Raw genomic sequence first — 17,298 nt, 5'->3', positions numbered from 1 at the left:
GTCGATCACTTGACGATTTTATTCGTCTTGAATTGCAATGCGTTTTTATTTTTATTCACAAGCTGTGGATGAATCAGGCGTCACGCGGTAACCCTTTTTCAATCACCCGAACCAGACGCTGTTTTTTCGGCAATTGCACTTCGACTATGCACGCATTTCGTCTCTCTATTTGCTGCGCAATCGCCCACGCTATGTGCTCATCGAGAAGTGGGTGCTCACCTTTACGACTTTCCAGCGCTGTCAAAATCGTTTCATCCCAAGGGGCATTGCCTAATGCTACGGCGATATTACGCAGCCAACGCAGGTGACCAATACGACGAATCGCCGATCCTTCCGTGACTTTTAAAAACTTCTCTTCGCTCCAGGCGAATAACTCAATGAGTTCCGGTGCGTGTAGCGGCTTACGCGGGCTGAAATCCTCTTCTGTGGTGAGTTGTGAATAGCGATTCCACGGGCAGATAAGCTGGCAGTCATCGCAACCGTAAATACGGTTTCCCATTAACGGTCGCAACTCTTCCGGGATCGCCCCTTCAAGTTCGATGGTGAGATAAGAGATACAGCGGCGAGCATCGACGGTATATGGCTCGACGATGGCACCGGTCGGGCAAATCGTCATACAGGCCACGCATTTACCGCATCCTTCCTCGACTGGTTGATCCACGGGCAGCGGAATATCGACCAGCAATTCGCCTAAAAAGAAGAAAGAACCGGCCTCGCGATTGAGGATAAGTGAGTGCTTACCTGTCCAGCCGAGCCCAGCTTTTTCAGCTAACGGGCGCTCGAGAATAGGCGCAGAATCGACAAACGGTCTAAAATTCAGCGAAACACAATGTTGCTGAATCATCTCGCCCAGCTTTTTGAGTCGGTTGCGCAGAAGTTTGTGATAGTCACGGCCCAGCGCATAACGGCTAACATAGCCGAGTTTGGGGTTTTTCAGCGTGCTGGCAAATGCGGCGTTAGCAGGAAGGTAATTCATCCGCACGCTGATCACGCGCAGCGTACCGGGCAATAACTCATGGGGGCGAGCGCGCAGCATACCGTGACGTGCCATCCAGTCCATTTCGCCGTGGTATTGTTTGTCCAGCCATGCTTGCAGTTTGGGCTCGGACTCGCTGAGATCGGTATCGGTAATACCTACCTGCTGAAAGCCCAGTTCCAGCCCCCACTGTTTAATTTTTTGCGCTAACTGATTGAGATCGAGGGGCTCTGACATGACGGACCATACAATGAAGAAAAACCCCGTAAGTATACCACACACCGTCTGGCACGCCGACGATATCCGCCGCGGAGAACGTGAGGCGGCAGATGCGCTGGGGCTTACGCTCTATGAGCTGATGCTTCGCGCTGGCGAAGCCGCATTCCAGGTGTGTCGTTCGGCGTATCCTGACGCCCGCCATTGGCTGGTGCTGTGCGGTCATGGTAATAACGGCGGCGATGGCTACGTGGTCGCGCGGCTGGCCACAGCGGTCGGCATTGAGGTCACGCTGCTGGCCCAGGAGAGCGACAAACCGTTGCCGGAAGAGGCCGCGCTGGCACGCGAAGCATGGTTAAACGCGGGAGGCGAGATCCATGCTTCGAATATTGTCTGGCCCGAATCGGTAGATCTGATTGTTGATGCGCTGCTCGGTACAGGCTTGCAGCAAGCGCCCCGCGAATCCATTAGCCAGTTAATCGACCACGCTAATTCCCATCCTGCGCCGATTGCGGCGGTTGATATCCCTTCCGGCCTGCTGGCTGAAACCGGCGCTACGCCAGGCGCAGTGATCAACGCCGATCACACCATCACTTTTATTGCGCTGAAACCAGGCTTGCTCACTGGAAAAGCGCGGGATGTTACCGGACAACTGCATTTTGACTCACTGGGGCTGGATAGTTGGCTGGCAGGTCAGGAGACGAAAATTCAGCGGTTTTCGGCAGAACAACTTTCTCACTGGCTAAAACCGCGTCGCCCGACTTCGCATAAAGGCGATCACGGGCGGCTGGTAATTATCGGTGGCGATCACGGCACGGCGGGGGCTATTCGTATGACGGGGGAAGCGGCGCTACGTGCTGGTGCTGGTTTAGTCCGAGTACTGACCCGCAGTGAAAACATTGCGCCGCTGCTGACTGCACGACCGGAATTGATGGTGCATGAACTGACGATGGACTCTCTTACCGAAAGCCTGGAATGGGCCGATGTGGTGGTGATTGGTCCCGGTCTGGGCCAGCAAGAGTGGGGGAAAAAAGCACTGCAAAAAGTTGAGAATTTTCGCAAACCGATGTTGTGGGATGCCGATGCATTGAACCTGCTGGCAATCAATCCCGATAAGCGTCACAATCGCGTGATCACGCCGCATCCTGGCGAGGCCGCACGGTTGTTAGGCTGTTCCGTCGCTGAAATTGAAAGTGACCGCTTACATTGCGCCAAACGTCTGGTACAACGTTATGGCGGCGTAGCGGTGCTGAAAGGTGCCGGAACCGTGGTCGCCGCCCATCCTGACGCTTTAGGCATTATTGATGCCGGAAATGCAGGCATGGCGAGCGGCGGCATGGGCGATGTGCTCTCTGGTATTATTGGCGCATTGCTTGGGCAAAAACTGTCGCCGTATGATGCCGCCTGTGCGGGCTGTGTCGCGCACGGTGCTGCAGCTGACGTACTGGCGGCGCGTTTTGGAACGCGCGGGATGCTGGCAACCGATCTCTTTTCCACGCTACAGCGTATTGTTAACCCGGAAGTGACTGATAAAAACCATGATGAATCGAGTAATTCCGCTCCCTGATGAGCAGGCAACATTAGACCTGGGCGAGCGGGTAGCGAAAGCCTGCGATGGCGCAACCGTAATCTATCTGTATGGCGATTTAGGCGCAGGTAAAACCACCTTTAGCCGGGGCTTTTTACAAGCTCTGGGTCATCAGGGTAATGTCAAAAGCCCCACTTATACGCTGGTCGAACCCTATACGCTCGACAATTTAATGGTTTATCACTTTGATTTGTACCGCCTTGCCGATCCCGAGGAGCTGGAGTTTATGGGGATCCGCGATTATTTTGCCAACGATGCCATCTGCCTGGTGGAGTGGCCACAACAAGGTACAGGTGTTCTTCCTGACCCGGATGTCGAAATACACATTGATTATCAGGCACAAGGCCGTGAGGCGCGCGTGAGTGCGGTTTCCTCTGCGGGTGAATTGTTGCTGGCGCGTTTAGCCGGTTAACCTTTGAAAGGTGGCGGGATGATGTATCGCATCAGAAATTGGTTGGTAGCGACGCTGCTGCTGCTGTGCACGCCGGTGGGTGCCGCGACGCTCTCTGATATTCAGGTTTCTAACGGTAATCAACAGGCGCGGATAACGTTGAGTTTTATTGGCGATCCTGATTATGCGTTTAGCCATCAAAGCAAACGCACCGTGGCGCTCGATATCAAACAAACGGGCGTGATTCAGGGACTGCCGTTGTTGTTCAGCGGCAATAATCTGGTGAAGGCGATTCGCTCTGGAACGCCTAAAGATGCACAAACGCTACGGCTGGTGGTCGATCTTACCGAAAACGGTAAAACCGAAGCGGTGAAGCGGCAGAATGGCAGCAATTACACTGTCGTCTTTACGATTAACGCCGATGCGCCGCCACCTCCTCCTCCGCCGCCCGTGGTTGCGAAACGCGTTGAAACGCCTGCGGTTGTCGCACCGCGCGTCAGCGAACCGGCGCGCAATCCGTTTAAAACGGAAAGTAACCGCACTACGGGTGTTATCAGCAGTAATACGGTAACGCGTCCGGCAGCGCGCGCGACGGCTAACACTGGCGATAAAATTATCATCGCTATTGATGCCGGACACGGCGGTCAGGACCCTGGCGCTATCGGCCCCGGTGGTACGCGGGAGAAAAATGTCACCATCGCCATCGCGCGTAAATTGCGTACTTTGCTCAATGACGATCCGATGTTTAAGGGCGTTTTAACCCGTGACGGGGATTACTTTATCTCGGTGATGGGGCGCAGTGATGTGGCACGTAAGCAAAACGCCAATTTCCTCGTGTCGATTCACGCTGATGCCGCACCGAACCGCAGTGCGACTGGCGCTTCCGTATGGGTGCTCTCTAACCGTCGCGCCAACAGCGAAATGGCCAGCTGGCTGGAGCAGCACGAGAAACAGTCGGAGCTGCTGGGTGGGGCGGGTGATGTGCTGGCGAACAGTCAGTCTGACCCCTATTTAAGCCAGGCGGTGCTGGATTTACAGTTCGGTCATTCCCAACGGGTAGGGTATGATGTAGCGACCAGTATGATCAGTCAGTTGCAACGCATTGGCGAAATACATAAACGCCGACCAGAACACGCGAGTCTCGGCGTTCTGCGTTCGCCGGATATCCCATCAGTACTGGTCGAAACCGGTTTTATCAGCAACAACAGCGAAGAACGTTTGCTGGCGAGCGACGATTACCAACAACAGCTGGCAGAAGCCATTTACAAAGGCCTGCGCAATTATTTCCTTGCGCATCCGATGCAATCTGCGCCGCAGGGGGCAACGGCACAAACGGCCAGTACGGTGACGACGCCAGATCGCACGCTGCCAAACTAAGGACGATTGATGCCAATTCAGGTCTTACCGCCACAACTGGCGAACCAGATTGCCGCAGGTGAGGTGGTCGAGCGACCTGCGTCGGTAGTCAAAGAACTGGTGGAAAACAGCCTCGATGCAGGTGCGACACGTATCGATATTGATATCGAACGCGGTGGGGCGAAACTTATCCGCATTCGTGATAACGGCTGCGGTATCAAAAAAGACGAGCTGGCGCTGGCGCTGGCGCGTCATGCCACCAGTAAAATCGCCTCTCTGGACGATCTCGAAGCCATTATCAGCCTGGGCTTTCGCGGTGAGGCGCTGGCGAGTATCAGTTCGGTTTCCCGCCTGACGCTCACTTCACGCACCGCAGAACAGCAGGAAGCCTGGCAGGCCTATGCCGAAGGGCGCGATATGAACGTGACGGTAAAACCGGCGGCGCATCCTGTGGGGACGACGCTGGAGGTGCTGGATCTGTTCTACAACACCCCGGCGCGGCGCAAATTCCTGCGCACCGAGAAAACCGAATTTAACCACATTGATGAGATCATCCGCCGCATTGCGCTGGCGCGTTTCGACGTCACGATCAACCTGTCGCATAACGGTAAAATTGTGCGTCAGTACCGCGCAGTGCCGGAAGGCGGGCAAAAAGAACGGCGCTTAGGCGCGATTTGCGGCACCGCTTTTCTTGAACAAGCGCTGGCGATTGAATGGCAACACGGCGATCTCACGCTACGCGGCTGGGTGGCCGATCCAAATCACACCACGCCCGCACTGGCAGAAATTCAGTATTGCTACGTGAACGGTCGCATGATGCGCGATCGCCTGATCAATCACGCGATCCGCCAGGCCTGCGAAGACAAACTGGGGGCCGATCAGCAACCGGCATTTGTGCTGTATCTGGAGATCGATCCGCATCAGGTGGACGTCAACGTGCACCCCGCCAAACACGAAGTGCGTTTCCATCAGTCGCGTCTGGTGCATGATTTTATCTATCAGGGCGTGCTGAGCGTGCTACAACAGCAACTGGAAACGCCGCTACCGCTGGACGATGAACCCCAACCTGCACCGCGTTCCATTCCGGAAAACCGCGTGGCGGCGGGGCGCAATCACTTTGCAGAACCGGCAGCTCGTGAGCCGGTAGCTCCGCGCTACACTCCTGCGCCAGCATCAGGCAGTCGTCCGGCTGCCCCCTGGCCGAATGCGCAGCCAGGCTACCAGAAACAGCAAGGTGAAGTGTATCGCCAGCTTTTGCAAACGCCCGCGCCGATGCAAAAACCAAAAGCGCCGGAACCGCAGGAACCTGCACTTGCGGCGAACAGTCAGAGTTTTGGTCGGGTACTGACTATCGTCCATTCCGACTGTGCGTTGCTGGAGCGCGATGGCAACATTTCACTTTTATCCTTGCCAGTGGCAGAACGTTGGCTACGTCAGGCACAATTGACGCCGGGTGAAGCGCCCGTTTGCGCCCAGCCGCTGCTGATTCCGTTGCGGCTAAAAGTTTCTGCCGAAGAAAAATCGGCATTAGAAAAAGCGCAGTCTGCCCTGGCGGAATTGGGTATTGATTTCCAGTCAGATGCACAGCATGTGACCATCAGGGCCGTGCCTTTACCCTTACGCCAACAAAATTTACAAATCTTGATTCCTGAACTGATAGGCTACCTGGCGAAGCAGTCCGTATTCGAACCTGGCAATATTGCGCAGTGGATTGCACGAAATCTGATGAGCGAACATGCGCAGTGGTCAATGGCACAGGCCATAACCCTGCTGGCGGACGTGGAACGGTTATGTCCGCAACTTGTGAAAACGCCGCCGGGTGGTCTGTTACAATCTGTTGATTTACATCCGGCGATAAAAGCCCTGAAAGATGAGTGATATCAGTAAGGCGAGCCTGCCTAAGGCGATTTTTTTGATGGGGCCGACGGCCTCCGGTAAAACGGCGTTAGCCATTGAGCTGCGTAAAATTTTACCAGTAGAGTTGATAAGCGTTGATTCTGCCCTTATTTACAAAGGGATGGATATCGGGACGGCGAAGCCGAACGCTGAAGAGTTACTCGCCGCGCCGCACCGATTGCTGGATATTCGCGATCCGTCGCAGGCTTACTCGGCTGCTGATTTTCGCCGCGATGCGCTGGCGGAAATGGCCGATATCACCGCGGCGGGGCGGATCCCACTGTTAGTGGGCGGTACGATGTTGTATTTCAAGGCATTGCTGGAAGGGTTGTCGCCGCTACCGTCGGCAGACCCGGAAGTGCGGGCCAGAATTGAGCAACAGGCGGCAGAGCAAGGTTGGGAGTCATTGCATCGTCAACTTCAGGAGGTAGATCCGGTTGCGGCAGCAAGGATTCATCCAAATGATCCACAAAGGCTTTCCCGGGCACTGGAAGTTTTTTTCATTTCGGGTAAAACTTTAACGGAACTGACGCAAACGTCAGGAGACGCTCTACCGTATCAGGTGCATCAGTTCGCCATCGCCCCGGCGAGCCGTGAACTGCTCCATCAACGCATTGAGCAGCGTTTTCATCAGATGTTGGCTTCAGGTTTTGAAGCAGAAGTCCGGGCGCTTTTTGCCCGAGGAGATTTGCATACGGATTTGCCTTCCATTCGTTGCGTGGGTTATCGCCAGATGTGGTCTTACCTTGAAGGCGAAATCTCATACGATGAAATGGTTTATCGAGGTGTTTGCGCCACGAGACAGTTGGCGAAGCGGCAGATAACCTGGCTGCGTGGTTGGGAAGGGGTTCACTGGCTTGACAGTGAAAAACCAGAACAGGCGCGTGACGAAGTATTACAGGTTGTTGGTGCTATCGCAGGCTGAATGTGTACAATTGAGACGTATCGTGCGCAATTTTTTCAGAATCGAAAGGTTCAAAGTACAAATAAGCATATAAGGAAAAGAGAGAATGGCTAAGGGGCAATCTTTACAAGATCCGTTCCTGAACGCACTGCGTCGGGAACGTGTTCCAGTTTCTATTTATTTGGTGAATGGTATTAAGCTGCAAGGGCAAATCGAGTCTTTTGATCAGTTCGTGATCCTGTTGAAAAACACGGTCAGCCAGATGGTTTACAAGCACGCGATTTCTACTGTTGTCCCGTCTCGCCCGGTTTCTCATCACAGTAACAACGCCGGTGGCGGTACCAGCAGTAACTACCATCATGGTAGCAGCGCGCAGAATACTTCCGCGCAACAGGACAGCGAAGAAACCGAATAAGGTTTCGGGCTGTTTTTTTACACGGGGAGCCAGCGATCCTGCGTTCCCCGCTGATCTATTTAGAGGGTTATACGCTTGTTTGACCGTTATGATGCTGGTGAGCAGGCGGTACTGGTACACATCTATTTTACGCAAGACAAAGATATGGAAGACCTCCAGGAGTTTGAATCTCTGGTCTCTTCCGCCGGTGTCGAAGCATTGCAGGTGATTACCGGTAGCCGTAAAGCGCCGCACCCAAAGTATTTTGTAGGTGAAGGTAAAGCAGTTGAAATTGCGGAAGCTGTCAAAGCGACGGGTGCTTCGGTCGTTCTTTTTGACCATGCCCTGAGCCCGGCGCAAGAGCGTAACCTGGAGCGTTTGTGCGAGTGTCGTGTTATCGACCGCACCGGCCTTATTTTAGATATTTTCGCCCAACGTGCGCGTACCCATGAGGGTAAGTTGCAGGTTGAGCTGGCGCAGCTGCGCCATCTGGCTACGCGCCTGGTGCGTGGCTGGACCCACCTTGAAAGACAGAAAGGCGGGATAGGTTTGCGTGGTCCGGGTGAAACCCAGCTCGAAACCGACCGTCGTTTGTTGCGTAATCGCATCGTGCAGATACAGTCACGCCTGGAAAGAGTTGAAAAGCAGCGTGAGCAGGGGCGGCAATCGCGTATCAAAGCCGACGTTCCTACTGTTTCGCTGGTGGGATATACCAACGCCGGTAAATCTACCCTTTTCAATCGCATCACCGAAGCGCGGGTCTACGCGGCAGACCAGTTGTTTGCCACCCTCGACCCGACGTTGCGGCGTATTGACGTTGCAGATGTCGGTGAAACCGTGTTGGCAGATACCGTAGGGTTTATTCGCCACCTGCCGCACGATCTGGTTGCAGCATTTAAAGCCACGTTACAAGAGACGCGGCAAGCCACATTACTGCTGCACGTCATTGATGCGGCGGATGTGCGTGTACAAGAAAACATCGAAGCGGTGAATACGGTTCTTGAAGAGATCGACGCTCACGAGATCCCAACCCTGCTGGTGATGAACAAGATCGATATGCTGGAAGATTTCGAACCGCGTATTGATCGGGACGAAGAGAACAAACCGATCCGTGTCTGGCTTTCCGCACAGACCGGAGCGGGGATACCACAGCTTTTTCAGGCTTTGACGGAGCGGCTTTCCGGCGAGGTGGCGCAGCATACATTGCGTCTGCCACCGCAGGAAGGGCGTCTGAGAAGTCGTTTTTATCAGCTTCAGGCAATAGAAAAAGAGTGGATGGAGGAGGACGGCAGCGTAAGTCTGCAAGTTCGTATGCCGATCGTTGACTGGCGTCGCCTCTGTAAACAAGAACCGGCGTTGATCGATTACCTGATCTAACGGCGTAGCGTCTGAAGCGTGGAGTCATATCCTCTGGCGTCGAAAGACAACAGGGATCACCGCATAACAAATATGGAGCACAAACATGGCGTGGAATCAGCCCGGTAATAACGGACAAGACCGCGACCCGTGGGGAAGCAGCAAACCTGGCGGCAACTCTGAGGGAAATGGAAACAAAGGCGGTCGCGATCAAGGGCCACCTGATTTAGATGATATCTTCCGCAAACTGAGCAAAAAGCTCGGTGGTCTGGGCGGCGGTAAAGGCACCGGATCTGGCGGTGGCAGTTCATCGCAAGGCCCGCGCCCGCAGCTTGGCGGTCGTGTCGTTACCATCGCAGCGGCAGCGATTGTCATTATCTGGGCGGCCAGTGGTTTCTATACCATTAAAGAAGCCGAACGCGGCGTGGTAACACGCTTTGGTAAATTCAGCCATCTGGTTGAGCCGGGTCTGAACTGGAAACCGACGTTTATCGACGAAGTCAAACCGGTGAACGTGGAAGCCGTGCGTGAACTGGCCGCTTCTGGTGTGATGCTGACGTCGGACGAGAACGTAGTGCGCGTTGAGATGAACGTGCAGTACCGCGTCACCAATCCGGAAAAATATCTGTATAGCGTGACCAGCCCGGATGACAGCCTGCGTCAGGCTACCGACAGCGCCCTGCGTGGAGTTATCGGTAAATACACCATGGACCGCATTCTGACGGAAGGTCGTACCGTGATTCGTAGCGATACTCAGCGCGAACTGGAAGAGACTATCCGTCCGTATGACATGGGTATCACGCTGCTGGACGTCAACTTCCAGGCTGCTCGTCCGCCGGAAGAAGTAAAAGCGGCGTTTGACGATGCGATTGCCGCGCGTGAAAACGAACAGCAATACATTCGTGAAGCAGAAGCGTATACCAACGAAGTTCAGCCGCGTGCGAACGGTCAGGCGCAACGTATCCTCGAAGAGGCGCGTGCGTACAAGGCCCAGACCATCCTGGAAGCTCAGGGTGAAGTGGCGCGCTTTGCTAAACTTCTGCCGGAATATAAAGCCGCGCCGGAAATTACTCGCGAGCGTCTGTATATCGAGACGATGGAAAAAGTGTTGGGTAACACCCGCAAAGTGCTGGTTAACGATAAAGGTGGCAACCTGATGGTTCTGCCGTTAGACCAGATGCTGAAAGGTGGTAACGCCCCTGCGGCGAAGAGCGATAACGGTGCCAGCAATCTGCTGCGTTTGCCGCCAGCCTCTTCCTCCACAACCAGTGGAGCAAGCAACACGTCGTCCACCAGTCAGGGCGATATTATGGACCAACGCCGCGCCAACGCGCAGCGTAACGACTACCAGCGTCAGGGGGAATAACGATGCGTAAGTCAGTTATCGCGATTATCATCATCGTGCTGGTAGTGCTTTACATGTCTGTCTTTGTCGTCAAAGAAGGTGAGCGCGGTATTACGCTGCGTTTTGGTAAGGTACTGCGTGACGATGACAACAAACCTCTGGTTTATGAGCCGGGTCTGCATTTCAAGATACCGTTCATTGAAACGGTGAAAATGCTCGACGCACGTATTCAGACCATGGACAACCAGGCCGACCGCTTTGTGACCAAAGAGAAGAAAGACCTGATCGTCGATTCTTACATCAAATGGCGCATCAGCGATTTCAGCCGTTACTACCTGGCAACGGGTGGTGGCGACATTTCGCAAGCGGAAGTGCTGTTGAAACGTAAGTTCTCTGACCGTCTGCGTTCTGAAATTGGTCGCCTGGACGTGAAAGACATCGTCACCGATTCCCGTGGTCGTCTGACCCTCGAAGTACGTGACGCGCTGAACTCCGGTTCTGCGGGTACAGAAGATGAAGTTACTACCCCGGCAGCGGATAACGCCATTGCCGAAGCGGCAGAGCGCGTAACGGCTGAGACGAAGGGCAAAGTTCCGGTCATCAACCCGAACAGTATGGCGGCGCTGGGTATTGAAGTTGTCGATGTGCGTATCAAGCAGATCAACCTGCCGACCGAAGTGTCTGAAGCGATCTACAACCGTATGCGCGCCGAGCGTGAAGCGGTAGCGCGTCGTCACCGTTCACAAGGTCAGGAAGAAGCGGAAAAACTGCGCGCGACTGCCGACTATGAAGTGACCAGAACGCTGGCAGAAGCTGAGCGTCAGGGCCGCATCATGCGTGGTGAAGGCGATGCCGAAGCAGCCAAACTGTTTGCTGATGCATTCAGTAAAGATCCGGACTTCTACGCATTCATCCGTAGCCTGCGTGCTTATGAGAACAGCTTCTCTGGCAATCAGGACGTGATGGTCATGAGCCCGGATAGCGATTTCTTCCGCTACATGAAGACGCCGACTTCCGCAACGCGTTAATATAACGACTGCGGTACAGGTCAATAAAGCCACCGCATCCTCAGGGATGTCGGTGGTTTTCTTTTTCTATAAGGATAATGAATGAATTCGACAATCTGGCTGGCGCTTGCCCTGGTTTTGGTACTGGAAGGTTTAGGGCCGATGCTTTACCCGAAGGCATGGAAGAAGATGATCTCTGCGATGACCAATTTGCCCGATAATATTTTACGTCGTTTTGGCGGTGGACTTGTGGTTGCGGGCGTTGTGGTCTACTACATGTTGAGGAAAACGATTGGCTGAACAAAAAACAGACTGATCGAGGTCATTTTTGAGTGCAAAAAGTGCTGTAACTCTGAAAAAGCGATGGTAGAATCCATTTTTAAGCAAACGGTGATTTTGAAAAATGGGTAACAACGTCGTCGTACTGGGCACCCAATGGGGTGACGAAGGTAAAGGTAAGATCGTCGATCTTCTGACTGAACGGGCTAAATATGTTGTACGCTACCAGGGCGGTCACAACGCAGGCCATACTCTCGTAATCAACGGTGAAAAAACCGTTCTCCATCTTATTCCATCAGGTATTCTCCGCGAGAATGTAACCAGCATCATCGGTAACGGTGTTGTGCTGTCTCCGGCCGCGCTGATGAAAGAGATGAAAGAACTGGAAGACCGTGGCATCCCCGTTCGTGAGCGTCTGCTGCTGTCTGAAGCATGTCCGCTGATCCTTGATTATCACGTTGCGCTGGATAACGCGCGTGAGAAAGCGCGTGGCGCGAAAGCGATCGGCACCACCGGTCGTGGTATCGGGCCTGCTTATGAAGATAAAGTAGCACGTCGCGGTCTGCGTGTTGGCGACCTTTTCGACAAAGAAACCTTCGCTGAAAAACTGAAAGAAGTGATGGAATATCACAACTTCCAGTTGGTTAACTACTACAAAGCTGAAGCGGTTGATTACCAGAAAGTTCTGGATGATACGATGGCTGTTGCCGACATCCTGACTTCTATGGTGGTTGACGTTTCTGACCTGCTCGACCAGGCGCGTCAGCGTGGCGATTTCGTCATGTTTGAAGGTGCGCAGGGTACGCTGCTGGATATCGACCACGGTACTTATCCGTACGTAACTTCTTCCAACACCACTGCTGGTGGCGTGGCGACCGGTTCCGGCCTGGGCCCGCGTTATGTTGATTACGTTCTGGGTATCCTCAAAGCTTACTCCACTCGTGTAGGTGCAGGTCCGTTCCCGACCGAACTGTTTGATGAAACTGGCGAGTTCCTCTGCAAGCAGGGTAACGAATTCGGCGCAACTACGGGGCGTCGTCGTCGTACCGGCTGGCTGGACACCGTTGCCGTTCGTCGTGCGGTACAGCTGAACTCCCTGTCTGGCTTCTGCCTGACTAAACTGGACGTTCTGGATGGCCTGAAAGAGGTGAAACTCTGTGTGGCTTACCGTATGCCGGATGGTCGTGAAGTGACGACCACTCCGCTGGCAGCTGACGACTGGAAAGGTGTAGAGCCGATTTACGAAACCATGCCGGGCTGGTCTGAATCCACCTTCGGCGTGAAAGATCGTAGCGGTCTGCCGCAGGCGGCGCTGAACTACATCAAGCGTATTGAAGAGCTGACTGGTGTGCCGATCGATATCATCTCTACCGGTCCGGATCGTACTGAAACCATGATTCTGCGCGATCCGTTCGACGCGTAATTCTGGTACGCCTGGCAGATATTTTGCCTGCCGGGCTAACAGTGTGATACATTGCTGTGTCGGTTAAGCCATTACGCTATCCGACACAGTGTTAAATCCTCGCTTTTTTCCTTCCCCGAACTGAAATAAATTAGCGACACAGCTTGTGGCTGGTTTATCATCAATATAAATGTATTTTTTCCCGATTTCCCTTTTGAGGTTGATGTGCAGTTAACGAGTTTCACTGATTACGGATTACGTGCGCTGATCTACATGGCGTCATTGCCAGAAGGGCGGATGACCAGTATTTCTGAAGTGACTGACGTCTACGGCGTCTCCCGTAATCATATGGTCAAAATAATCAATCAACTTAGTCGTGCCGGCTACGTGACTGCTGTTCGTGGAAAAAATGGCGGCATTCGCCTGGGTAAACCGGCGAGTGCGATACGTATTGGTGATGTGGTGCGCGAGCTGGAGCCCTTATCGCTGGTGAATTGCAGCAGTGAGTTTTGCCACATTACACCTGCCTGTCGGTTGAAACAGGCGCTTTCTAAGGCCGTGCAAAGTTTTCTTACGGAACTGGATAACTACACGCTTGCCGATTTGGTTGAAGAGAATCAACCGCTTTATAAATTATTGCTGGTGGAGTGACGAAAATCTTCATCAGAGATGACAACGGAGGAACCGAGATGTCACAAGATCCTTTCCAGGAACGCGAAGCTGAAAAATACGCGAATCCCATCCCTAGTCGGGAATTTATCCTCGAACATTTAACCAAACGTGAAAAACCGGCCAGCCGTGATGAGCTGGCGGTAGAACTGCACATTGAAGGCGAAGAGCAGCTTGAAGGCCTGCGTCGCCGCCTGCGCGCGATGGAGCGCGATGGTCAACTGGTCTTCACTCGTCGTCAGTGCTATGCGCTGCCGGAACGCCTCGACCTGGTGAAAGGTACCGTTATTGGCCACCGTGATGGCTACGGCTTTCTGCGGGTTGAAGGGCGTAAAGATGATTTGTATCTCTCCAGCGAGCAGATGAAAACCTGCATTCATGGCGATCAGGTGCTGGCGCAGCCGCTGGGCGCTGACCGTAAAGGTCGTCGTGAAGCGCGTATTGTCCGCGTACTGGTGCCAAAAACCAGCCAGATTGTTGGTCGCTACTTTACTGAAGCGGGCGTCGGCTTTGTGGTTCCTGACGATAGCCGTCTGAGCTTCGATATCTTAATCCCGCCCGATCAGATCATGGGCGCGCGGATGGGCTTTGTGGTCGTAGTCGAACTGACTCAGCGTCCGACTCGCCGCACCAAAGCGGTGGGTAAAATCGTCGAAGTGCTGGGCGACAATATGGGCACCGGCATGGCGGTTGATATCGCTCTGCGTACCCATGAAATTCCGTACATCTGGCCGCAGGCTGTTGAGCAACAGGTTGCCGGGCTGAAAGAAGAAGTGCCGGAAGAAGCAAAAGCGGGCCGTGTTGATCTGCGCGATTTACCGCTGGTCACCATTGATGGCGAAGACGCCCGTGACTTTGACGATGCAGTTTACTGCGAGAAAAAACGCGGCGGCGGCTGGCGTTTATGGGTCGCGATTGCCGACGTCAGCTACTATGTGCGTCCGCCAACGCCGCTGGACAGAGAAGCGCGTAACCGTGGCACGTCGGTGTACTTCCCTTCGCAGGTTATCCCGATGCTGCCGGAAGTGCTCTCTAACGGCCTGTGTTCGCTCAACCCGCAGGTAGACCGCCTGTGTATGGTGTGCGAGATGACGGTTTCGTCGAAAGGCCGCCTGACGGGCTACAAATTCTACGAAGCGGTGATGAGCTCTCACGCGCGTCTGACCTACACCAAAGTCTGGCATATTCTGCAGGGCGATCAGGATCTGCGCGAGCAGTACGCCCCGCTGGTTAAGCATCTCGAAGAGTTGCATAACCTCTATAAAGTGCTGGATAAAGCCCGTGAAGAACGCGGTGGGATCTCATTTGAGAGCGAAGAAGCGAAGTTCATTTTCAACGCTGAACGCCGTATTGAACGTATCGAACAGACCCAGCGTAACGACGCGCACAAATTAATTGAAGAGTGCATGATTCTGGCGAATATCTCGGCGGCGCGTTTCGTTGAGAAAGCGAAAGAACCGGCACTGTTCCGTATTCACGACAAGCCGAGCACCGAAGCGATTACCTCTTTCCGTTCAGTGCTGGCGGAGCTGGGGCTGGAGCTGCCGGGTGGTAACAAGCCGGAACCGCGTGACTACGCGGAACTGCTGGAGTCGGTTGCCGACCGTCCTGATGCAGAAATGCTGCAAACCATGCTGCTACGCTCGATGAAACAGGCGATTTACGATCCAGAAAACCGTGGTCACTTCGGTCTGGCATTGCAGTCCTATGCGCACTTTACTTCGCCGATTCGTCGTTATCCTGACCTGACGCTGCACCGCGCCATTAAATATCTGCTGGCGAAAGAGCAGGGGCATCAGGGCAACACCACTGAAACCGGCGGCTACCATTATTCGATGGAAGAGATGTTGCAACTGGGTCAGCACTGTTCGATGGCGGAACGTCGTGCCGACGAAGCAACGCGCGATGTCGCTGACTGGCTGAAGTGTGACTTCATGCTCGACCAGGTAGGTAACGTCTTTAAAGGCGTAATTTCCAGCGTCACTGGCTTTGGCTTCTTCGTCCGTCTGGACGACTTGTTCATTGATGGTCTGGTCCATGTCTCTTCGCTGGACAATGACTACTATCGCTTTGACCAGGTAGGGCAACGCCTGATGGGGGAATCCAGCGGCCAGACTTATCGCCTGGGCGATCGCGTGGAAGTTCGCGTTGAAGCGGTTAATATGGACGAGCGCAAAATCGACTTTAGTCTGATCTCCAGTGAACGCGCACCGCGCAACGTCGGTAAAACGGCGCGCGAGAAAGCGAAAAAAGGCGATGCAGGCAAAAAAGGCGGCAAGCGTCGTCAGGTCGGTAAAAAGGTAAACTTTGAGCCAGACAGCGCCTTCCGCGGTGAGAAAAAAACGAAGCCGAAAGCGGCGAAGAAAGACGCGAGAAAAGCGAAAAAGCCATCGGCGAAAACGCAGAAAATAGCCGCAGCGACCAAAGCGAAGCGTGCGGCGAAGAAAAAAGTGGCAGAGTGATCAATACCCTCTTTAAAAGAAGAGGGTTAGATTGCTGACAAAATGCGCTTTGTTCATGCCGGATGCGGCGTGAACGCCTTATCCGGCCTACATAATCACGCAAATTCAATATATTGCAGAGATCATGTAGGCCGGATAAACGTAGTGCATCAGGCAAAACGTAAACAACGAGTACATTAATGAGCGAAATGATTTACGGCATCCACGCAGTGCAGGCCCTGCTGGAGCGCGCCCCTGAACGTTTTCAGGAAGTCTTTATTTTAAAAGGCCGTGAAGATAAACGTCTGTTACCGCTGATTCACGCCCTTGAGTCTCAGGGCGTGGTTATCCAGTTGGCAAACCGCCAATATCTCGACGAGAAAAGCGACGGTGCCGTGCATCAGGGCATTATCGCCCGCGTGAAGCCAGGACGTCAGTATCAGGAAAACGATCTGCCGGATCTGATCGCTTCGCTCGATCAACCGTTCCTGCTGATCCTCGACGGTGTAACCGATCCGCACAACCTCGGCGCGTGCCTGCGTAGCGCGGACGCTGCTGGCGTTCACGCGGTGATTGTGCCGAAAGATCGCTCCGCACAGCTCAACGCTACGGCGAAAAAAGTAGCCTGCGGCGCGGCAGAAAGCGTTCCACTGATTCGGGTGACTAACCTTGCGCGCACCATGCGTATGTTGCAGGAAGAGAATATCTGGATCGTCGGTACGGCAGGCGAGGCGGATCATACACTCTATCAGAGCAAAATGACCGGACGCCTGGCGCTGGTGATGGGCGCGGAAGGTGAAGGTATGCGTCGCCTGACCCGTGAACATTGCGATGAGTTGATCAGCATCCCAATGGCAGGAAGTGTTTCTTCCCTGAACGTTTCGGTTGCAACCGGAATTTGCTTATTTGAAGCGGTTCGTCAGCGCAGCTAGTTCGTCTGAATTATGAAAAGCCATCCAGATTTGGATGGTTTTTTTTTGTCTATAGCTGGTAAGATAATTACGTACTGCAAATATTCATTTTATTAATATTTAAACTAAATCTATATGGAATAATATATGACATGGAATCCGTTGGC

At 53.7% G+C, this 17,298-nt stretch carries 16 protein-coding genes; 15 read left to right on the top strand and 1 reads right to left on the bottom strand.

Translation table 11 applies throughout. The features are described from left to right. The first annotated feature begins 37 nt into the window (after positions 1-37). Complete coding sequence (locus E0D98_RS13700; RefSeq protein ID WP_010723271.1) at positions 38-91, top strand: hypothetical protein; 54 nt, start codon at positions 38-40, stop codon at positions 89-91. On the opposite strand, the gene queG is transcribed toward E0D98_RS13700, so the two are convergent. Further along, positions 74-1,213 carry a tRNA epoxyqueuosine(34) reductase QueG gene (queG, locus tag E0D98_RS13695; RefSeq protein ID WP_001294219.1) on the bottom strand — a complete coding sequence of 380 codons (1,140 nt, stop codon included), beginning with the start codon at positions 1,211-1,213 and terminating at the stop codon, positions 74-76. The genes E0D98_RS13700 and queG overlap by 18 nt on opposite strands. Between queG and nnr the strand changes: the two genes are divergently transcribed. From nnr to rlmB, 14 genes are all read left to right on the top strand, one after another. Then, a complete protein-coding gene (gene nnr / locus E0D98_RS13690) occupies positions 1,212-2,759 on the top strand; it encodes a bifunctional ADP-dependent NAD(P)H-hydrate dehydratase/NAD(P)H-hydrate epimerase (RefSeq protein WP_001307537.1) in 1,548 nt (515 codons plus the stop codon). The two genes, queG and nnr, sit on opposite strands and share 2 nt — an antisense overlap. Beyond that, entirely contained in the window at positions 2,731-3,192 is a 462-nt protein-coding gene (gene tsaE, locus E0D98_RS13685) for a tRNA (adenosine(37)-N6)-threonylcarbamoyltransferase complex ATPase subunit type 1 TsaE (RefSeq protein ID WP_000981977.1), read from the top strand. The genes nnr and tsaE overlap by 29 nt, the downstream gene beginning before the upstream one ends. A gap of 18 nt (positions 3,193-3,210) precedes the next feature. Further along, the gene (gene amiB, locus E0D98_RS13680) at positions 3,211-4,548 is read left to right on the top strand and encodes an N-acetylmuramoyl-L-alanine amidase AmiB (protein WP_000990321.1); all 1,338 of its coding nucleotides are present in this window, start codon (positions 3,211-3,213) and stop codon (positions 4,546-4,548) included. A 9-nt stretch (positions 4,549-4,557) separates the two neighbouring features. Continuing rightward, entirely contained in the window at positions 4,558-6,405 is a 1,848-nt protein-coding gene (mutL, locus tag E0D98_RS13675) for a DNA mismatch repair endonuclease MutL (protein ID WP_001122507.1), read from the top strand. Further along, positions 6,398-7,348 (top strand): tRNA (adenosine(37)-N6)-dimethylallyltransferase MiaA, encoded by a 951-nt coding sequence (miaA, locus tag E0D98_RS13670; protein ID WP_001280345.1) that lies wholly within the window; start codon positions 6,398-6,400, stop codon positions 7,346-7,348. Before mutL ends, miaA begins: the two co-directional genes overlap by 8 nt. A gap of 85 nt (positions 7,349-7,433) precedes the next feature. Next, a complete protein-coding gene (gene hfq / locus E0D98_RS13665; RefSeq protein ID WP_001051883.1) occupies positions 7,434-7,742 on the top strand; it encodes an RNA chaperone Hfq in 309 nt (102 codons plus the stop codon). Positions 7,743-7,817: 75 nt separating this feature from the next. Next, on the top strand, positions 7,818-9,098 hold the full coding sequence (gene hflX / locus E0D98_RS13660; RefSeq protein WP_000460360.1) for a ribosome rescue GTPase HflX: 1,281 nt from the start codon (positions 7,818-7,820) through the stop codon (positions 9,096-9,098). 85 nt (positions 9,099-9,183) lie between these two features. Continuing rightward, positions 9,184-10,443 (top strand): FtsH protease activity modulator HflK, encoded by a 1,260-nt coding sequence (gene hflK, locus E0D98_RS13655; protein ID WP_000312488.1) that lies wholly within the window; start codon positions 9,184-9,186, stop codon positions 10,441-10,443. A 2-nt stretch (positions 10,444-10,445) separates the two neighbouring features. Further along, entirely contained in the window at positions 10,446-11,450 is a 1,005-nt protein-coding gene (hflC, locus tag E0D98_RS13650) for a protease modulator HflC (protein WP_001232412.1), read from the top strand. 81 nt (positions 11,451-11,531) lie between these two features. Beyond that, the gene (locus E0D98_RS13645) at positions 11,532-11,729 is read left to right on the top strand and encodes a DUF2065 domain-containing protein (protein ID WP_001089295.1); all 198 of its coding nucleotides are present in this window, start codon (positions 11,532-11,534) and stop codon (positions 11,727-11,729) included. Between the two features lie 103 nt (positions 11,730-11,832). Further along, complete coding sequence (gene purA / locus E0D98_RS13640; protein ID WP_000527955.1) at positions 11,833-13,131, top strand: adenylosuccinate synthase; 1,299 nt, start codon at positions 11,833-11,835, stop codon at positions 13,129-13,131. Between the two features lie 204 nt (positions 13,132-13,335). Further along, entirely contained in the window at positions 13,336-13,761 is a 426-nt protein-coding gene (gene nsrR, locus E0D98_RS13635; RefSeq protein ID WP_001177639.1) for a nitric oxide-sensing transcriptional repressor NsrR, read from the top strand. A gap of 38 nt (positions 13,762-13,799) precedes the next feature. Further along, the gene (gene rnr / locus E0D98_RS13630) at positions 13,800-16,241 is read left to right on the top strand and encodes a ribonuclease R (protein WP_000076316.1); all 2,442 of its coding nucleotides are present in this window, start codon (positions 13,800-13,802) and stop codon (positions 16,239-16,241) included. 179 nt (positions 16,242-16,420) lie between these two features. Further along, positions 16,421-17,152, top strand: coding sequence for a 23S rRNA (guanosine(2251)-2'-O)-methyltransferase RlmB (rlmB, locus tag E0D98_RS13625; protein ID WP_001293282.1), 732 nt, complete (start codon positions 16,421-16,423; stop codon positions 17,150-17,152). Positions 17,153-17,298: the final 146 nt, after the last annotated feature.

It is taken from the genome of Escherichia sp. KCJ4928 (genome assembly GCF_004352695.1).
Lineage (GTDB): Bacteria > Pseudomonadota > Gammaproteobacteria > Enterobacterales > Enterobacteriaceae > ECMA0423.
This window is presented reverse-complemented; position numbering and strand designations above follow the sequence as displayed.

Coding starts and splice junctions, on each gene's coding strand:
- hflK (WP_000312488.1), top strand. CDS start 9,184: ATGGCGTGGAATCAGCCCGGTAATAACGGACAAGACCGCGACCCGTGG.
- queG (WP_001294219.1), bottom strand. CDS start 1,213: ATGTCAGAGCCCCTCGATCTCAATCAGTTAGCGCAAAAAATTAAACAG.
- miaA (WP_001280345.1), top strand. CDS start 6,398: ATGAGTGATATCAGTAAGGCGAGCCTGCCTAAGGCGATTTTTTTGATG.
- rlmB (WP_001293282.1), top strand. CDS start 16,421: ATGAGCGAAATGATTTACGGCATCCACGCAGTGCAGGCCCTGCTGGAG.
- amiB (WP_000990321.1), top strand. CDS start 3,211: ATGATGTATCGCATCAGAAATTGGTTGGTAGCGACGCTGCTGCTGCTG.
- nnr (WP_001307537.1), top strand. CDS start 1,212: ATGACGGACCATACAATGAAGAAAAACCCCGTAAGTATACCACACACC.
- purA (WP_000527955.1), top strand. CDS start 11,833: ATGGGTAACAACGTCGTCGTACTGGGCACCCAATGGGGTGACGAAGGT.
- hflC (WP_001232412.1), top strand. CDS start 10,446: ATGCGTAAGTCAGTTATCGCGATTATCATCATCGTGCTGGTAGTGCTT.
- E0D98_RS13645 (WP_001089295.1), top strand. CDS start 11,532: ATGAATTCGACAATCTGGCTGGCGCTTGCCCTGGTTTTGGTACTGGAA.
- tsaE (WP_000981977.1), top strand. CDS start 2,731: ATGATGAATCGAGTAATTCCGCTCCCTGATGAGCAGGCAACATTAGAC.
- rnr (WP_000076316.1), top strand. CDS start 13,800: ATGTCACAAGATCCTTTCCAGGAACGCGAAGCTGAAAAATACGCGAAT.
- hfq (WP_001051883.1), top strand. CDS start 7,434: ATGGCTAAGGGGCAATCTTTACAAGATCCGTTCCTGAACGCACTGCGT.
- mutL (WP_001122507.1), top strand. CDS start 4,558: ATGCCAATTCAGGTCTTACCGCCACAACTGGCGAACCAGATTGCCGCA.